Consider the following 18068-nt stretch of genomic DNA (forward strand, 5'->3'; position numbering starts at 1 on the left):
ATACCCCTTGACATCCGGATCGAAATGATGAGGTACCCATGCGAAAAACCCTGCGAACGCGCGTCCTGAGAACGGCTGCGGTACTCGGCTCCCTCGCCCTGGCCCTGGCAGGCTGCGGCGGGGCCGGTCAGGTCTCCCGGCCCGTCGCCGGCACCTGGGACGAGGTGGTCGCCGCGGCGAATACCGAGGGCGCGGTCACCATCTACTCCACCCAGGCCCAGCCGGTACTCGCCGACCTGGAGAAGGCGTTCGAATCCGCCTATCCGCAGATCGATCTCACCGTCGTGCGGGGCGTCGACGCCGATCTGCTCTCCCGGATCGACGCGGAATCACGGACCGGGAAGGGCGCCGGCGATATCGCGGTCATCACCGATGTGTCCTGGATGCAGCAAGCCGAGGGCACCGATTCCGCCGTGGAGGTGGTCGGGCCCGCCTTCGACGCACCCGAATACCGCCGGGCGGACAGCATCGTCGACGGGAAGTTCTTCCTCGAGGGCGCGGTGATCCTGGGCTTCGGCTGGAACACCGCCGCCTACCCCAAGGGCATCCGCACCGCCCAGGATCTGCTGGACCCCGCACTGAAGGGCAAGGTCGGCGTCGTCACCCCGGCCACCTCACCGACCTATATCGACTACTACGACCACATCGAGGAGCATTACGGCGGCCGGGATTTCCTGCGACAGCTCGCGCAGAACAGTCCGCGGATCTACCCGAGCAGCCAGCCGCTGGGACAGGCCCTGGCCTCCGGGGAGATCGTGGCCGCGCTCATGTGCAATCCGATGCTGCCCGAACGGGCCGCGGGGGCGCCGGTCGCCTGGACCGAGGGCCCGCACGTATGGGGCGCCCGGTGGTACGGGCTCGCACTCGGCTCGGCGCCGCACCCCAACGCCGCCCAGGTACTCGCCGATTTCATGGTGAGCCGGCCGGGCCAACAGGCGACCTCGCCCGGATACGGCGCCGTGCTGCCCGATATCGACGGGGCGCTGGCGGTCGCGCAGGACGTCCCGGACCAGAACCTCGCGGTCACGATCGGCGAAGGCGCCGAACGCTATCGCAACGAGTGGGAGGAAATTTTCCTTAACCCCTCCCCATGACTGCAGCCGGGGGATTTCCAGCTCGGACCGCACCACCAACCGCCCCGGAGGGAGGCCGATCATGTCTTACGTCGTCAACACTGACACCGTCGAGTTCTACCGTGGCCGCCAAAATCACGTGGGCGGCGTTGCGGTCGCGGTCCGCGGTATGGCCACACGCCTCGCACCGGAAGACACGCACATCCAACGCGAGCCGCTGCTTGGCTCTCGCACCACAGCTCGCGCAGGTCATCGTCGTATAGGCGGGCGGAACCAACACCACCTTCCATCCCGCCCGCGTGGCACGTTCGATCAGCTCGCGTTTCGCCGCACCGATCGCGGCATCCGCCGCTTTCCTGGCCATACTGCTGTCGGCCAGGAACTCGGGTTTGAAGTCCTCGACAGCGATCGTTCGATGGTCGGCGACCACCCGCCGCGCCCACACACGCGCGGCGTGAGTGTTCTGCCGGGCCGCTTTCTTGTGCAGGCGGGCGGCTTCACGCCGGGCCCGCCGGTAACCGTTGCTCGGGGTGTGACCTCGCGGGCGTCGGCGGCGGGTCATCTTACGCTGAGCTCGTGCCAGTTCGGCGGCATAACGACGCCGGTATCGACACCTTGCCCGGCAAGCGCAGGCAACGGTACACCTGCTCGTCACCTGCGACCCGCTGTTCGGAATCCACCGGCCGGCCGAGCACATCAAGGGTCGGTCTTCTCGCGTACGCGCAGAGATTCCCGTCGCTCGAGCCCCGCCTGCCCACTTTTTGACCAACTCGTATTTCGTCGCCACGGTCGGCGGCGCGACCGTGGAGAACGTTATGTCGAGAACCAGAAGAACACATGACCCCGATTCCTCCCCACGCCTGAAGGCGGGGATTCACAAGGGGTCGTCTCGATGACCGGCGACGCGCATACTGCGGCGGACGAGGAGAAGACCATGACGGCAGCACAGTTCGACGACACGGTGGCCCTGGTGACCGGAGCGGGTTCGGGCATCGGCGCCGCCACCGCCCGCCTGCTCGCCCGGCGGGGGGCCCGAGCGGTCTACCTGTGCGATATCGACCGGCAGGCGGCGGGGCGTATCGCGGCCGATATCCCCGGCGCGACCGCGATCGAACTGGACGTGGCCGACTCGGCCCAGGTGGACAGCGCCTTCGCCACCGCGCTCGGCGACCACGGTCGCGTAGATGTGGTGATCCACGCGGCGGGTGTCGACGATCCGCACAGCAAACAGCGGATCTACGAGGCGGCCGAACAGCACCGGCCCGCCGACGTCCTCACCCATCTCGGCGACGAGCAGTGGCGGCGGATCCTTTCGGTGAATCTGGACGGCACCTTCCATGTGCTGCGCGCGGCGGTCCGGGCGATGAAGGAGACCGGCGGCGGCGCGATCGTCACTGTGGGATCGTCGGCGGCCTTCGACACGCTCACCGGGTATCCGCACTACGCGGCCTCGAAGGCGGGCGTGCACGCACTGAGCCAGTCGGTGGCCAAGGAGGCCGCGCATTTCGGAATCCGGGTGAACACCGTGGCACCGGGCCCGGTGGATACCGGAATGGCGGCTCGAACCCCGGCGCATCTGCGTGCGGCCATGGCCGACGGCGCCGCCCGCGGTTACGCGACCGCCGCGGAACTGGCCGACAACATCCTGTATCTCGCCTCCCCCGGCGCCGCCAATATCATCGGCGCGGTCCTGCTCAGCAATGGCGGCAGGTTCACGGTATGAGCCGGTCGGCCCCGGATCCACGACGGACACACGCCCGCGTATCGAGCGACAAGGAAACACCTTTGCAGACAATCGACACAGATGTACTGGTGATCGGCGCGGGAATGGCCGGCCTCACCGCCGCCAGCCGGACCCTCGACCGGGGACGCTCAGTCGTGGTGGTGGAGAAGGCCGAGACGGTCGGCGGATCGGCACGGTATGCCGGCTACGCCTGGACCGCGCCCACCCGCGCGGTGATGGACGAGGTGAACCCGGACGGCGATCCGGCACTGCGCCATGCGCTGGTCGACGGGTTTCCCGAGGCCCTCGCGTGGATCCGCGCGCTCGGCGTGCAATGCGGTGACCCCGTCCCCGTGCTCCGGTACGGGATCGGGCATCAATTCGACACCAACCAGTACATCGACGAATGCCGGCGCCGGATCACCGCGGCCGCGGAATTGTTCACCGGTACCGAAACCATCCGGCTGCTGACCGAGGACGACGCCGTCACCGGCGCCCGGGTCCGCCGCGCGGACGGGACCGAGCTCGAGATCCGCTGCGGCGCGGTCGTCCTCGCCACCGGCGGATTCCAGGCCGATACCGGATTGGTCGCCGAGAACATCCATCCGCAGGCACCGGCCATGCAGTTGCGCTCCAATCCGGCGAGCGCCGGAGACGGACTGCGGCTGGCCATCGGCGCCGGAGCCGCCACCGGGACACCGAACTCCGGGTTCTACGGGCACCTGGTGCCGACACAGGTCCCGTTCCGCGACCCCGCCGATTTCGTGGCGCTGTCGCTCTACTACAGCGAACACGCTCTGCTGTTCAACCTGGAGAACCGGCGTTTCACCGACGAAACCCTCGGCGACCATCTGACCGCCATGCGGCTGCTCGAGCAGCCGGAGGCCCGGGGGCTGCTCGTCGCCGACGAACGGGTCTACCGCGACCGGGTACTCGGCAGCTATGTCGAAGGTGCGGTGGCGGTCGACAAGTTCGACCTCACCCGGCGCCGCGAGGGACGTTGTGGAATCGCGGAGACCCTGGACGATTTCGCCTATCTGCCGGAGGAATGGGGTTACGACGGGGCCGCCATCGCCCAAGAGATCCGGGCGGCGAACGCCGCCGGGGACGCGGTGGTCCCCGCCCGCACCCATGACGCACAGCCGCTGGACCAGGGGCCCTACTACATTATCGAAACCTGCCCGGCGCTGACCTTCCCGTTCCACGGAATCCGCATCGACGCCGCCGCCCGGGTGCTTTCCTCCGCAGGTGATCCGATCGACGGTCTCTACGCGGCGGGGTCCGATATCGGCGGTCTCTACGACAACGCGTACGCGGGCGGTATCGCACCGGCACTCGTCTTCGGCCTGGCCGCGGCCGATACCGCGGCAGACCGGCCGGTGGCGGTCTGAGCGCGGTGCCGGGCAGCCCTCGACCACTCCACTCGGAGCGGGGGCCGAGGGCGCCGGCCACCCCGGCGGGGCACGGTTCGCCGCCGGACGAGCGGTCGAACGCCCTCCGCCGGTCCCAGCCGAGGATGCGATCGGCCGACCGCACCGAACCGGCGGGTTCGCCGACATCGTTGCTCGGCACCGAGGGGCCGGGCGCGGATACCGGTCGCGGTGGCTCCCGGCCGGTACTGTGCCGGATATGGCCGAAACGAGTGGACTACCCGGTACCGCCGAACCGTTCGATGCGCGGTCGGAGGTCGAACGGGTCCACTCACTGCTGGCCGCCTGGCTCGGTACACCCGCGTCTCCCCAGGTACTGGACGGATTCGCCGCCGCCCAGGACGACGATTTCTCGATGGTGACGGTCACGGGCGCGATAGTGCGGAAAACCGAACTGCTCGCGGGACTGCACCGGGCCCGCAACAGTCGCCCGGGTCTGGTCATCGAGGTGTCGGATGTCGACACGGTGTGCGCCGCGGCCGGTCTGTCCGTGGTGCGCTTCGTGGAAGCGCATTACGTCGGCGATATCGGGGAATACCGGCGGACGACCGCGGTCCTGCGCGCCGACCCGGAGGGGCACCGCTACCGCTGGCTGACCGTTCACGAAACCGCGCTCGGGCCGGACGAGCTCGAGCGCTCCCGCAACTGATCGGGGTGCGCCGGAGTTTCCGGTCCCGGCCGCGGTATCCGGAAGTCCGGGAACTCATATGGACAGGTAGGCGTCGACCGCGGCGGCCGCGAGCGCGACGACCGTGGCGGCGGCCACCGCCAGGTGGGTGCGGCGGTAATGGGTGGTCAGCACGGCCGCGAACTCGCGCAGGAAAGCGGCGGGGATGAAGTAGCGCGCGGTGCGGGCGCCGACGACACGGGCCCGGATGCCGAGACGGCGGGTCAGCGCCGCGGCGCGCAGCACATGGAAGTTACTGGTGACGACGGTGACCCGGGCCTCCGCGATATCGAGCCCGTACCGGTGGAGCAGGTCCGCGGTATTGCGCAGGTTCTCCTCGGTATTGCGGGAGCAGCGTTCCCGGAGGATCGACGTTTCGGCGACGCCGGCATCGACGAGAAAGGCCGCCATCGCGTCGGCCTCACTGAGTGCCTCGTCGCTGCCCTTCCCCCCGGAGGTGACGAGGACCGGCCGGCGCCCGAGCGCTGTTTCGGCACGATAGACCTGAAGGGCTCGGTTCAGACGGGCCGCGAGCAAGGGCGTGACCCGGTTCCGGTTCAGGCCACAGCCGAGGACCACCACGGCGTCCGCGCCCGTCTCGTCCGGGAGTTTGCCGTAGAGCACGGCATGCCCGGCGAAAGCGAGCAGATGCGCCAGCAGGTAGAGACCCACCAGGGTTGCCGTGGCGGCGATGAGCATCAGCCAGTGCGGTACGGCGGGTCCGCGCCGGAGCACGAGCAACGCCGCGACGGGCAGCACGAGGAGTCCGAGCCCCACCACCACCGGGGTCATGGTGATCGGCCGTAGCCCTTCGCGCCGCGCGACGGTGACGCCGTTCGTGAGCAGCCCGAGGCCGACCACGATCACACCCAGCGAGAACAGTGCGCCCAGGAGCACCGAAACCGATTCCGGGCCGGACGGTTCGGCCAGCCGCGCGGCCGCGGCTCCCGCGCCGGCGAGGACCAGCGCGACCGCCGCGAGCAGGAAGAATCCCGTGGACAGCCGGCGGGGCTCCCGGCCGAGCCGGGTGGCGCCGAACACCCCGGCCGCCCAACCCGCCACGAGCAACACCGCAGGATCCACGCTATTTCCTCCTCCACCGTTACGGTCGGAACTGCCGCTACTCCGGCCGGATACCCGAAAAGTTGCCCGTCGTTCGCCTCCGCCCGGAGCAGGTACGGGCCGTGCGGAAGATGCTCGGTGATCCGCGCTCCCCCGTATGCTGCCCGCAGTGCGAAACCCGCCGCCGCGCCGCCGGATCGTGCTCGACGGAACGGATCCGGGTGCGTGGGCGAGACCGGAGGGATGTGATCGATGCGGTGCAGCAGCGCAATCGTGCGCCGAGTATTGCCGGTGGCGGTGTCCGTGCTGATGATGGCCGGCGGTGCGGCCGCGGACCCGGCGATCCCCGACCTCGGGCCGGCCGGAACCTCGCTGATGGACGGCGATCTCGCGTCCACCGACAGCACCGGGCACCCCGGGCCCGGGCCGGACGGCCGGCTCGCCGCCTCCTCGGTGCCGGGTGGGGCGTGCAGCGCCACATTCGTCGCCTCCGACGGTGTGGCGGTGGCGCTGTGCACGGGCTACGCCGGACTCGCCCCACCGGATATCGCCGTGCCGACGGTGAAACTGTTCGACCCGGTCTCCGCGGCTCCGGTCGCCTCACTGCAGCTGACCAAAGGCGGTCTACTCGGCGGGGTGTACGGCTACCTCGACAGCCGGGACCGCGTGGTCGTCGCCGACGGGTCGGGCGCGATCGTCGAGGTCGGGCACCGGCGCGACGCCGGTGGCCACTGGGAGTTGTTCGTCGATGAGCGGGTCGATATCGCGGGCAGCATTCCGGCCGGCGACGCGATCACCGGGGTGGCGCCCGACTATGCGGGCCGCGTCTGGTTCGCCACCACCGGCGGGGTGATCGGCACCGTCGCCCCCACCGGCCGTGTGGCGGCGACCCGGCTGCCGGAGGGCGAGCAACTCACCAACGGTCTGAGTGTGCGCCGGGCCGGTACCTCGGTACTCACCACCCGCGCGCTGTACGAGATGCGGGCCGGGGACTCCGGCGTGCCCGAGGTGGTCTGGCGGCGGCCCTACGCGGCCGGCACGGTACGCAAACCCGGCCAGCTGGGCCCCGGATCCGGCACCACCCCGACCTATTTCGGCCCGGACGGTGACGAATGGGTGGCGATCGTCGACGATGCCGAACGTCCGGATTTGATCGTCTACCGTGCCGACGACGGAACGCAGGTGTGCCGGACCCCGGCCTTCGGAACCTCCGGGCAGGGCACCGAGAACTCACCGATGGCCTGGGGGAATTCCCTGGTGATCCCCAGCACCTACGGTTTCGGCTATCCGCCGACCGCGACATCGGGCCCCAGCGACCCGCCGACCGCGCTGTTCACCGGCGGTATGACCCGCATCGATGTCTCGGCGACCGGATGCCACCGGATTTGGGAGACCGGGGACCGCATGGCCTCGCTGCCCCGCCTCTCGCGCGCGGACGGCCTGATCTACGGGCTCTCCTACGGGCCGCTTCCGCCCGGCGGCGAGATCCAGCAGGTGGGTCCGGTGTACTACACGGCGGTGGACTTCGGCACGGGTGAGCAGCGCGCGCACCGGCCGGTGGGTATCGCGCCGCTGGACGAGCCCCTGCAGCTCACCGGAACCATCGGTCCCGATCGTTCGTACTGGCAGGCCACCGTCGGCCGGATGCTGCGAATCGCGCCCTGAGTACGCCGCCCGAGCACGTCGATCGGATCGCCGAAGTGAACGGCCCGAGACGCCGCGGTGCCGGTGGCGCGGGTCTACGCGGACCCCGGCTCGACGAGTACCCGGAGGTCAGGAGCGGTGGGCGGCCCACACGGTCACGGTGAACAACGCGACGCCGAGGGCCGCCAGACCCGCGCCGACCAGCGTCGGCGCGGTATAGCCGTAACCGGCCGCGATCACCAGACCGCCGAGCCAGGCGCCGGCGGCATTGGCGATATTCAGGGCCGCGTGGTTGAGCGCCGCGGCCAGGGTCTGCGCGTCGGCGGCCACATCCATCAGCCGGGTCTGTAGTCCGGGCGCCAGCGCGGCGCCCGTGGCGCCCACCAGCAGGGCGCCTATCCCGGCGGTGATCGGGTTGTGGGCCGCGGCGACGAAGCCGAGCAGCACGACCATCATGGCGCCCATCGCCACGAAGATCGACCGGTCCACCCCACGATCGGCGAGCACACCGCCACCGATATTGCCCAACACCATGCCGACACCGAACAACGCGAGCACCAGCGGTACCAGGCCCGCTCGCAGACCCGCGACATCGGTGAGGGTGGTGCTCACATAGGTGTACACGGCGAACATACCGCCGAAGCCGATGGCGCCCACCGCGAGGGTGAGCAGGACCTGCGGCCGGCGCAGTGCGCCGAGTTCGGTGAGCGGATTGGTGGTCACGATTGCCGTCAGCGGCGGGACGAAGCGCAACAGCGCGACCACCGTGGCCACCCCGATCACCGCGACCACCACAAAGGCGCTGCGCCACCCGAGATGCTGCCCCAGCCAGGTCGCCGCCGGAACCCCGATCACATTCGCGGTACTCAACCCGAGCATCACCGCCGCCACAGCCTTGGCGCGCTGTCCGGCCGGGGCCAGGGTCGCGGCCGCCAGCGAGGCGACACCGAAATAGGCGCCGTGCGGGAGCCCGGAGACGAAGCGGGCGGCGACCATGGTGCCGAAGTTCGGCGCGAGCGCCGAGGCGAGATTGCCGATCACGAATGCCGCCATGAGGACCACCAGCAGCCGCTTACGCGCCACCTTCGCGCAGGCGGCCGCGATCACCGGCGCACCGACCACCACTCCGAGCGCGTACGCGGAGACTGCGTGCCCAGCGCTCGGCTCGGAGACCGAGAAGGCGCCGGCGATATCGGGGAGCAGCCCCATGGTGACGAATTCGGTGGTGCCGATACCGAAGCCGCCGAGCGCGAGGGCCAGCATCGCCGGTACATGCCAGCCGGTGCGGGGAGGCGCGGCGACTGCTGCGCTCGCCGCGGTGGTAGCAGGAGAAGTCACGCCCTCGTGCAACAGACAACCGTCGACGAGGTTTCCGCACACCGCTGTGAGTTGGGGCACCGCGACCCGGCGCAAGTGACCGGTATGTCCGGTTCCAATGGCGTAATTCGAGGTGCGACGTCCCGCGGTCCGGTACCGGGAATCAGCGATCATCTCGAGTGCGGCGCCGGATGATCGTGGTCACGTCCGCTGGTCGCCGCCGACAACCTGCTCACCTTCGTGGCCGCCGCCGGGCTCATCGTCGTAGTCCCCCGGTCCGACGTGCGGTGCGCCATCGGCCCGACCCCGGGGCAGTCGACCTCATCCGGAGGGCACCGACACTCGCGCCGCGGTCGGCGATACCGGGTCGGTGGCAGGCCGCGGAGGCTCGGGGATACCATCGCCGGTACCGTACGGCGGTGAGCCGGCGGTGTACGCGGTACGCAAACCCCCGAGGAAGCCGTCCGGGCGGGGCAAGGATTCCGGATCGAGGACTATGGATGGGCGACACGCAGATCCGTGACATGCACCTTTCCGGACTCCGGGGCCGGGTACCGATTCGCGAATATTCTCCTGCCTCGCCGAACCCGGCGCTCCCGCCGCTGCTGTGGATCCACGGTGGGGCATTCGTCTCGGGCGGGCTCGACCAACTGGAATCGCATGCGGTGGCCCTGCGGGTCGCCGCGTCCGGACGCCGGGTACGCACCGTCGATTACGCGCTGATCCCCCGGTTCCGGGCGTGGGGGCCGCCGAGATACCAGCCGTCGGACAACCGGTATCCGGCGCCGCTCGACGATGTGCTCACCGCGGTCGCGGATCTGATGACCGATGAACCCCGGACCGTGCTCGGGGGTGCCAGCGCGGGTGCCTGCCTCGCCGCATCCGCGGCGCTGCGGCTACGCGATTCGAGTGGGCCAGGACCGGCCGGGCTCGTCCTGGCCTATGCCACCCTGCACGCCGAACTCCCCCGCCTCCCGGAACCGGTGCGGGCCCGCCTACGCGGACGACGCCGGATCGGCACCTTCACCCCGGACGTCATCCGGCGGATGAATCTCAACTACGTGGGTTCGGAAGCGCTGTTGCGCGGACGTCTTCCCGGGCGGCGGCAAACTGACCGGACTGCCGCCGGTGCTGCTGCTCGACGCCGCCTACGACTCGTTGAGCGCGTCGAGTACGACCTTCGCCGGGGAACTCACCGACGCCGGGATCGAGAACGAGCATGTGATCGTGCCCGGCACGCGGCATGGTTTCTTGAACCGGCCCCGGTCCGCCGGATTCCGGTACGGGACCGAGACCCTGGTGCGCTGGCTCGATCGGCTGACCTGACGTTCCGGCCGGGACTTTCATCGAACCGGCCGGAACACCCTGCTCAGCGGGCCGCCGCGGCCGTCTGCCCCTCGGCCGGATGGACACCGTACTGATCGGTCTCCATCAGATGCGCGATATCGCGGCCGGCCGGGGTCATGGTCAGGTCCGACCTGGTCTCGATGAGGAACGCCCGGTACCCCGGCTGCACATCCTCTTCGGGCCCCTGGTGCAGCAGACCCTTGGGCGTCCAGGTGACGGTCCCGGGCGTATCGACCGAACCCCATGCCGACGGCCCCATGGCGTAGCAGATGACCTCGTCGAAATCGGCATTGTGGTGAACCGGCGGGCGGGTACTGCGTCGGCTGCCGGTACCGAAGACGAAATCATTGCCCGAGATGCTGCTCATGAGTCGGGCCGGGGCGAGACCGCCCTCCGCGACGCTGAGACCCTGGACATGTTCGAGATTGAAACGAACGACGAGCGGGGCGCCGAGTACATCAAGGCACGGAATGGGATCGACATCGTAGAAATACGAGGTGAAGGTATCGCCGGTGCGGACGACCACCTCGTATTCGTCCTCCACCGGCAGCCCGGGGCGGCCGTGCGGGGTGGGCCGGTCCAGGTGCAGATCGGGATTGAAGGTGCCGGGCGCACCTTCGGGGTCGAGGTGGAGTTCGGAGGCGGTGACCACGATGAACTCGCTGATCTCCTCGGCGATCTCGCCCCACCGGTAGGTGACCGCGCGCGGAATCAGGACCAGATCCCCGGCCCGCACGTCGAGCGTGCCCACCTCGGTATCGAGTTCGCCGCGGCCGGACACGATGTAGTGCAGTTCGTCGGACCGGACGTTGACATAACCGAAGGACATCGCGGCCGAGCGCCGATTCAGCTCGAAGCCGATGCCGTCACCCTCGAGAATCGGGACCGGTAGGGCTTTCGGCTCGGCGAACACCCCGGCGGGTAGGTCCCAGGTGTGGAAGCGCCGCGGCACGTATTCGCCACGGGCATGTAGGAAACGGGGTCGGTACTGGGCCCGCACGATGGTCGTGTTCGGACCGGCGAAACCGTTGCGGGAGAAAAGCTCGATGTTGGGCGCCAGGACTTCGTCCGGCATGCAGCACCTCCGAAAATCGTTGTGCCACAGATCCTAGACCCGCGCCGCACCCCGCGCGCACTTTTGCGAACTCACCTTTGCCCAGGTATCTGTCACCGAAAGTACACTCCCAGCGGCGATTCCGGGTCAGCGCCGGAACGGCGGCACCGGCAGATCGTCACCGAAGATGTCCGGCAGATCGCGCGCCACACTGTCGGGATACCGCGCGGGCCGCTTCTCCAGGAACGACGACACGCCTTCCTTCGCGTCGGCGCTGGCACCCCGGCTGTGGATACCGCGCGACTCGACCCGGTGCGCGGTCATCGGATGATCGGCGCCCAGCCCGCGCCACAACATCTGCCGCGACAGCGCGACCGAGACCGGAGCGGAATGCTCGGTGATCCGGCGCGCCAGCCGGAAATCGGCGGCCAGCGTCATGGTGATGCCCACCCCGACCGCGGGCCCGTTGATCGCGGCGATGATGGGCTTACGAAATTCGAACATCCGCAGCACCAGTTCCCCGCCGCCGTCGCGGAAGTCCTCGGTCGCCGCGTGCGCGGGGGCGACGAAGGTCTCCGCACCGGCGGACAGATCCGCGCCGGCACAGAAGGCGCGTCCGGCTCCGGTGAGCACCACGGCACGCACCGCGTCGTCCCGGTCGCAGGTATCGAACGCCTCGATCAGCTCGTAGCCCATCGCGGTGGTGAAGGCGTTGAGTTTGTCCGGGCGGTCGAGGGTGACGGTGGCGACGGAGTCGGAGATATCGAGGCGAATAGCGGCCATACGAAGCAGCATGCCATCGGTGTCCCGGATATGGATCGGTTCACCGCGCGCTCGCGCACCGCACGAGGATCTCCGCCGCATCGGCCGGCGGGTGGCCGCGCCGCCAGATGGCACGGAACCGCCTGGTCAGCACCACCGAATCGGCCAGTGCGACCTGATGCAGTGCCCCGGCGGCCAGCTCCGGTGCGGCGACCAGAGTACTGAGCACCGCCGGCGCCATCCCGCTCCGGGCGGCGGCGACGATGGCGACCGCCGAGCCGAGTTCGGCGGCCGGCGGCGCCGGCGGACCGTACCCACCCAGGATCTCCTGGACCGTTTCCCGGGTCCCGGACCCGGATTCGCGCCACAGCAGCGGGGTCGCCGCCAGCTCGCGCAGGCTCACCGGGTGCGTACGGGCGGCCCACGGATGCGTGGGTCCCACCACTACGAGTAGTTCGTCCGCGCCGAGCACCCGACTGCCGAGCCCGGGCGGTGGATGCGGGCCCTCGACGAATCCGATGTCGGCCGCACCCGCGCGCACCATGGCTTCCACCTGGGCCGTGTTGTCGACCTCCAGGGACACCGCGATATCCGGACGGATCCCGCGCAGATCGGCGAGCCACTGCGGCATCCGGTGGTCGGCAATGGTTTTGGAGGCCGCGAGGCGCAGCCGGGGCGTATCGGCGGAATGCAGGGCGGCGACGGTCTCGTTGAACGTCCGAGCCGCGTCGAGTACCGCGCGCGCCTGATCGACCACGGCGCGACCGGGTGCGGTGAGCGTGGAGCCGGTGGGTCCCCGGTCGAGCAACCGTAACCGCAACCGCCGCTCGAGGGCACTGATCCGCATACTGGCGGCGGGCTGGGTCATTCCGTGCCGCCGGGCCGCGGCGCCGAGACTGCCGGTATCTGCCACGGAGACCAGCAGGTCGAGCACCGCGAGGTCGGGAGTGGCGGGCGGCAGGGTCACGACATCGATTATGGAACGCCGGCCATCAGATTTTCTTATGAGGTCCTCCGGAATCGGAGGCTACCGGCGCGCGCCGACATTCAGCAAGGTCACAGGGGTGAACGAGGTATATCGCAGGCTTCCGGGGCTGACCCTGGCGGCCGCACTGGCGACCGTGGCCACCGGCCTGGCCGTTGCCGTCCCGCTCGCGGGAGCTCCGGTACTGGCCCTGGCCTGCGGCGCAGTCCTGGGTGGGCGGATCGCGCGGTCGGACCGGTTCGGCCCCGGGCTGGACTGGGCCCGGCAGCATCTGCTGGGCGCCGCGATCGTCCTGATGGGCCTCGGTCTGCCCCTGGACGCGGTGCTCACCGTCGGCCGGGAAACCGCCGCGGTGCTGCTGGGCACACTGGGCGTGGCGGCGGTGACCGCGGTCGTAGTGGGCCGGCGGCTGGCGCTGCACCGCGAATCGGCGGTACTGATCGCGGCGGGGTCGGCCATCTGCGGCGCGTCCGCTATCGCCGCGGCCACCGCGGTCCTGAAACCGGCCCGCGAACACGTGGCCTACGCGCTCGGCACCATTTTCGTCTTCAACATCGCCGCGGTGCTGGTCTACCCGCCGCTGGGCCGGCTGCTGGGAATGTCGGAGCGGGCGTTCGGACTGTGGGCGGGTACCGCGGTCAACGACACCTCCTCGGTACTGGCCGCGGGTATCGCCTTCGGTCCGGCGGCGGCGAGTTTCGCCGTGATCGTGAAACTGGTCCGCAGCCTGATGATCGTCCCGCTGTGCTTCGGCCTGCACCTGTCGGCCCGCCGCGCCGCGCCGTCGGCACCGCGCGCTCCGCTGTGGCGCAGCGTTCCGCTGTTCGTCGTGCTGTTCGTCGTGGCATCGATCGTCGCTGGGTTCGGCGTGCTGCCGGCCGGCTGGACCGACCGGCTCACCGGCTTCAGTTCCTGGCTCGTCGCCGTGGTCCTCGCCGCGATCGGCACCTCGCTCACTTGGCGGCGACTGCGCGCGGCCGGACCGCGCCCGCTACTCTTCGGCGGCATCCTGGCGGTGACGCTCGCGGTGTCCGCGCTGGGATTGCAGTACGCGACGGGATGGCGCTGAGATACGACGCGACCGGCCGGTCCGCTCGCTGTTCGACGAATGGGCGGCCGACCAGGAACCCCGGTTCCGTGAGGTCTTCTATCGGAAGATCCTGGAAAAGCTGCGGCAGCGCGGAAAACGGTCGTAATGGTCACCCACGACGACCGCCATTTCGACTGCGCCGACCGCCTTGTGAGACTCGATGTCGGCCGGGTGGTCACGCCGGTCACCACGAGGGGCGAACCGATCACCTGAGGCCCCGCGGCAGGGCCGGGCAGACGAGGCCGAAACGCCGGGCGGTTCGCATACAACTTCCACAACGGCCTGGGTATCATCTCTCGCCAGACGCGAAAGGCGCACCGGCCGAGCGCTTTCGAGCAGGGGATCCCGCCGCGGCCGGTGTACATCCGCGCCCGGATGCCGGGCGCACGACCTCAGGGGGTACCGAGTGACAGGGCCGAACCGGCTGCAGCCGGCACACAGACGCGGTAGACACGCCGCCCCCGAGACCAGTGTGTCCCGGATGCCCATCTACACCGCGGAGTTCGCCGCGGATCCGCACGGCTGCTACCGGCGGATGCGCGCCCGGTACGGATCGCTGGCTCCGGTGGACCTCGCGCCCGGGGTGCCCGCCACCCTGGTCCTCGGCTACCGCACCGCCCTGCGCATCCTCGCCGATCCCACTCATTTCCCGGCCGACCCACGCGCCTGGCAGCAGAAGGTACCCGCGGGCCTGCCCATCGTCGCGATGATGCGGCATCGCCCGAATCCGTTGCGCACCGACGATACCGAGCACGAGCGCTATCGATCGGTGACGATCGCGGCACTCGCCGGTGTCGATCCGCACGCGCTGCGCGCGATGATCGCGCGGGCCGCCGTCGAGCTCATCAACGAATTCTGCGCCGACGGCGGTGCCGATCTCCTCGACCGGTACGTCACACCGCTGGTGTTCCGGGTCCTCGGCGAATCGGTCGGTTGCCCGCCTGCCCTCGCCGACCGGCTGACACCGGCGCTCACCACCCTGTTCGTCATGCGCACCGACGAGGGCGCCGCGGCCGCGGCCGAGACGGCGCTCGCCGAACTCGTGGCGGCCAAACGCGCCGAACCCGGTGACGACATCACGACCCGCCTCCTCGAGCATCCGGCGCAACTGTCGGATGCCGAACTCGTCGATCAACTGCTCGCCGTCTATCAGGCAGGGGTCGAGCCGACCCGCGATCTCATCGCCAACACGCTGCTGCTGATATTCCTCGACCCGCGGTTCACGACGAACCAGGTGGGATTCGCCCCGCCGACCCGGGCGGCGCTCGACGAGGTGCTGGCCACCGACCCGCCGCTGGCCCACCACAGCATCGTCTACCCCCCGCTTCCGGTGCTGATCGAGGATGTGTGGCTGCCCGCCGATCAGCCGGTACTCGTCAGCCCGGCGGCCTGCCACGACGATCCCGAACGCACGGCCGCCCACCACCCGGGCCACGGCACGGATCTGGCCTGGGGCGCCGGTGCGCACGCCTGCCCGGCGCAGGCCCGGTCCCTCACCTATCTGCTCGCCGAAGAGGCCGTCGACCAGTTGCTGGACGCCCTGCCGGACCTCCGCCCGGCATTCGGCCCGGACGAACCGGTCTGGCGGCCGGGGCCGTTCCAGCGTGCACTCACCGCCCTCCCGGTCACCTTCCCGCCCACCCCGGGTATGACCGTCTTCTGACCCGGCGGCCGCTGTTCACCGCGCGTCCTCCGGCTCCCCGCCGGTCGCGGAGCCGGTCGGCACCTGCCGTACCGCAGGCCTGGACAGCGGCCGGGGCCCAGGCCGGACGCACTGCCGGCACCGCGTCCTCGACCACGTAGGTGTAAAGTGTCGGTATTCGCCGGTTCTCGGCCCTTGTTCCCGGTTCGAGTTGTTCTCTATTTATGTGTAACCAGCGGTTACACATAAATACGGCCGGTGCCGATACCGCGCCGAAGCACGATCTCCCGCACCACCGGAGCCACCGGCCCTCGTGAGGGCTGCTACCTCCGGTCCCGTTCACCGGCCCTCGCGCCGGTCATCGGCACCTATCGAGCACCGGAATCCGATATCGGAGCGGCGAACATGTTGTCGCCCACGGAATCGGCCCCCGCGCGACGGGTCCGGCTAGTACGGTATAGCCACCGCATTGCTGCGGGGCCAAAGGGAGCGGTGGGAAAGGCGGGGCAGGATATGTTCGATCCGGTATCTTCGTCGACCGGAGTTGTTCCATCGCAGGCCGATATGCCCGTTTCGGGACCGCGTGCCGGACAACTACCGAGGTACCTGCGCCGTATGCGTCCCGATGCCACACCGTTGCTGACGGGCGACGCGCTCGACGCGCCGACCGCTACCGGGGCACCGACGATCCCACCCGCCGACGATCCGGCCCTGGCGTTCCGCTATCGCAGCGCCGAACCGATCGACTGGGAGGGCACCGCGGTCCACCCCCTCTACAGTGAACAGTTGCCCACCGCGACAGCGGCACTCACGGTCACCCTGCTCTCCGCCACGCCGCCCGCCGGGCTGACCGGCGTCGGCATCGGCCTGTCCATGGTGGACGGCCACATCGATATCGACGGGCGCCGGCTGGCCGGTGTCGATATCTGGCGCGACGCCCTGGAGCGGGGAATCACCTTCGATCTCACCGCGAACTCTCCCGGTGCGCTCTTCGTGCTGACCCCGGTCTGGGCCGACACCGCCGGGGAACCGCAGTCCTGGTCGGGCAACTACGGCATCGTGGTCGAACGCACCGATAACGACCGCACGGTGCTGTGGTGCAGTATGGGCGAGGGACCACCGCATTTCGCGGATCTGGTGGTCGAGGTCCGCCATACCCCGCTGGATCCGCATCCGCGCCCGTCCGCTCCGGGAACAGGTGTCGTCCCGTCGGTATCCGTGCCCGTCGCGCGCGACGGCTCCGGTGGCGAAAGAGTTCCGCGCCCGGCCGCCGGCGGCGCGATCGCGATCACCGCCCGCCCGGGGCAGTACGGCACCGGAAGGGACGTGGACCGCGGGCGTCCCGGCGTGGACAGCGGTGCCCCGGAGGGCTACCCGTGCAGTCTCGCGGATCTGGTCTTGCACTCTCCGTATACCGACGGCGCCGATATCCTCATCGAATCCCTGGACGGCACCGACGAATTCTTCGACTACTCGTCCCTCTTCGACGAACCCGTGCCCGATCCCCTGCCCGCACTCGCGTTCTCCGGTCCGGCGATACTGCTCACCGGCCCCGAACAGTGGTACCTGCGGTCCGCCGAGGAGGACGCGGACACCGACCCGGCCGCCGCCCACGGCTGGGCCGACGCTCCGGACCGGACCGGCCTGGTTCCGGTGATCAGCGGGGACGACCTGCCGGATTACGGCCCGGAACCGGTCCGGGAGCCGTCCCCCGGCGAACCGTCCGTATTCCCGCTACCCGCCGCCTATTTCACCGCGGCGCGCGCAGCCCACGGTGACGCGGAGGACGACGAGTCCGCGGCGGCGGATACCATCGCCGACGGTTCCCTCCCCCCGTTTCCGGCCGACGACAACGCCACCGGCAGCCCGGACCGGCTCTACGATCTCGGCGCGGCCCGGTGCGCGGTGGGAGACGACGAACAGGCCGCGCGGTGGTGGGCCGAAGCCGCCGACGCCGGGCATCTCGGCGCCGCCTACGACCTCGGCGCACTCTATTACCGGCACGACGAATTCGACGCCGCGCAACGATGGTGGCAGGTCGCGGCCGGGCGCCGGCATATCCGGGCCATGGCGAGCCTCGCCGATCTGCTCGAACAACGCGGCGCCATCCCCGAGGCCCGGATGTGGCGGACCCAGGCCGTCGCCGAGGAGGTCATCGCCAATGCCGCCCAGACCACCGACTCCTTCGCGGTGCCGACCGCGGGCCGGTGAGCGACGCCGAGCGGACACTTCCGCGGGCACCGATCATTTTCGGTGGCGGCGGCGGTCAGAG

General features: G+C 70.0%; 15 protein-coding genes and 2 pseudogenes. 11 read left to right on the forward strand and 6 right to left on the reverse strand.

All coding sequences use genetic code 11. The annotated features are described in order from the left end of the window. Positions 1-38: 38 nt before the first annotated feature. Entirely contained in the window at positions 39-1094 is a 1056-nt protein-coding gene (locus ACQPYS_RS17375; protein ID WP_063035032.1) for an extracellular solute-binding protein, read from the forward strand. On the opposite strand, the gene ACQPYS_RS17380 is transcribed toward ACQPYS_RS17375, so the two are convergent. Then, a complete protein-coding gene (locus tag ACQPYS_RS17380; protein ID WP_433490188.1) occupies positions 1078-1770 on the reverse strand; it encodes an RNA-guided endonuclease TnpB family protein in 693 nt (230 codons plus the stop codon). The two genes, ACQPYS_RS17375 and ACQPYS_RS17380, sit on opposite strands and share 17 nt — an antisense overlap. Between ACQPYS_RS17380 and ACQPYS_RS17385 the strand changes: the two are divergent. The 4 genes and pseudogenes from ACQPYS_RS17385 to ACQPYS_RS17400 form a co-directional block, all read left to right on the forward strand. Continuing rightward, positions 1712-1914 (forward strand): annotated as a pseudogene (locus ACQPYS_RS17385) (IS200/IS605 family transposase); the annotation flags it as partial. The gene ACQPYS_RS17380 and the pseudogene ACQPYS_RS17385 overlap by 59 nt on opposite strands. Before the next feature lie 93 nt (positions 1915-2007). Then, the gene (locus ACQPYS_RS17390; RefSeq protein ID WP_433490189.1) at positions 2008-2796 is read left to right on the forward strand and encodes an SDR family NAD(P)-dependent oxidoreductase; all 789 of its coding nucleotides are present in this window, start codon (positions 2008-2010) and stop codon (positions 2794-2796) included. A gap of 62 nt (positions 2797-2858) precedes the next feature. After that, positions 2859-4187, forward strand: coding sequence for an FAD-dependent oxidoreductase (locus ACQPYS_RS17395; protein WP_433490190.1), 1329 nt, complete (start codon positions 2859-2861; stop codon positions 4185-4187). A 238-nt stretch (positions 4188-4425) separates the two neighbouring features. Next, complete coding sequence (locus ACQPYS_RS17400; protein ID WP_433490191.1) at positions 4426-4875, forward strand: hypothetical protein; 450 nt, start codon at positions 4426-4428, stop codon at positions 4873-4875. 54 nt (positions 4876-4929) lie between these two features. On the opposite strand, the gene ACQPYS_RS17405 is transcribed toward ACQPYS_RS17400, so the two are convergent. Next, entirely contained in the window at positions 4930-5976 is a 1047-nt protein-coding gene (locus tag ACQPYS_RS17405) for a YdcF family protein (RefSeq protein ID WP_063035035.1), read from the reverse strand. A gap of 231 nt (positions 5977-6207) precedes the next feature. Here ACQPYS_RS17405 and ACQPYS_RS17410 point away from each other — a divergent pair, with 231 nt between their 5' ends. Beyond that, entirely contained in the window at positions 6208-7620 is a 1413-nt protein-coding gene (locus ACQPYS_RS17410) for a hypothetical protein (protein ID WP_433490192.1), read from the forward strand. A gap of 108 nt (positions 7621-7728) precedes the next feature. Here ACQPYS_RS17410 and ACQPYS_RS17415 read toward each other — a convergent pair whose 3' ends face one another. Next, the gene (locus ACQPYS_RS17415) at positions 7729-8937 is read right to left on the reverse strand and encodes an MFS transporter (RefSeq protein ID WP_433490193.1); all 1209 of its coding nucleotides are present in this window, start codon (positions 8935-8937) and stop codon (positions 7729-7731) included. Between the two features lie 503 nt (positions 8938-9440). On the opposite strand from ACQPYS_RS17415, the pseudogene ACQPYS_RS17420 reads away from it, so the two are divergent. Together ACQPYS_RS17420 and ACQPYS_RS17425 are read left to right on the forward strand one after the other, a co-directional pair. Then, positions 9441-9875: pseudogene (locus tag ACQPYS_RS17420) on the forward strand (alpha/beta hydrolase fold domain-containing protein); the annotation flags it as partial. Positions 9876-10044: 169 nt separating this feature from the next. Next, the gene (locus ACQPYS_RS17425; RefSeq protein WP_433493165.1) at positions 10045-10242 is read left to right on the forward strand and encodes an alpha/beta hydrolase; all 198 of its coding nucleotides are present in this window, start codon (positions 10045-10047) and stop codon (positions 10240-10242) included. 43 nt (positions 10243-10285) lie between these two features. On the opposite strand, the gene ACQPYS_RS17430 is transcribed toward ACQPYS_RS17425, so the two are convergent. From ACQPYS_RS17430 to ACQPYS_RS17440, 3 genes are all read right to left on the reverse strand, one after another. Next, positions 10286-11338, reverse strand: a complete 1053-nt coding sequence (locus ACQPYS_RS17430; protein ID WP_063035038.1) for a hypothetical protein — start codon at positions 11336-11338, stop codon at positions 10286-10288. Between the two features lie 126 nt (positions 11339-11464). Then, positions 11465-12100, reverse strand: a complete 636-nt coding sequence (locus ACQPYS_RS17435; RefSeq protein WP_433490194.1) for an enoyl-CoA hydratase-related protein — start codon at positions 12098-12100, stop codon at positions 11465-11467. 40 nt (positions 12101-12140) lie between these two features. Next, the gene (locus tag ACQPYS_RS17440) at positions 12141-13046 is read right to left on the reverse strand and encodes a LysR family transcriptional regulator (RefSeq protein WP_433490195.1); all 906 of its coding nucleotides are present in this window, start codon (positions 13044-13046) and stop codon (positions 12141-12143) included. A gap of 97 nt (positions 13047-13143) precedes the next feature. On the opposite strand from ACQPYS_RS17440, the gene ACQPYS_RS17445 reads away from it, so the two are divergent. The 3 genes from ACQPYS_RS17445 (at position 13144) to ACQPYS_RS17455 (ending at position 18007) form a co-directional block, all read left to right on the forward strand. Further along, positions 13144-14133 carry a YeiH family protein gene (locus ACQPYS_RS17445; RefSeq protein ID WP_063035167.1) on the forward strand — a complete coding sequence of 330 codons (990 nt, stop codon included), beginning with the start codon at positions 13144-13146 and terminating at the stop codon, positions 14131-14133. A gap of 502 nt (positions 14134-14635) precedes the next feature. Continuing rightward, positions 14636-15817: a cytochrome P450 gene (locus ACQPYS_RS17450; protein WP_431937700.1), complete on the forward strand. Its 1182-nt coding sequence runs from the start codon at positions 14636-14638 to the stop codon at positions 15815-15817. 594 nt (positions 15818-16411) lie between these two features. Beyond that, positions 16412-18007 carry a tetratricopeptide repeat protein gene (locus tag ACQPYS_RS17455; protein WP_433490196.1) on the forward strand — a complete coding sequence of 532 codons (1596 nt, stop codon included), beginning with the start codon at positions 16412-16414 and terminating at the stop codon, positions 18005-18007. Positions 18008-18068: the final 61 nt, after the last annotated feature.

It is taken from the genome of Nocardia grenadensis (genome assembly GCF_050942415.1).
GTDB classification, from domain to species: domain Bacteria; phylum Actinomycetota; class Actinomycetes; order Mycobacteriales; family Mycobacteriaceae; genus Nocardia; species Nocardia grenadensis.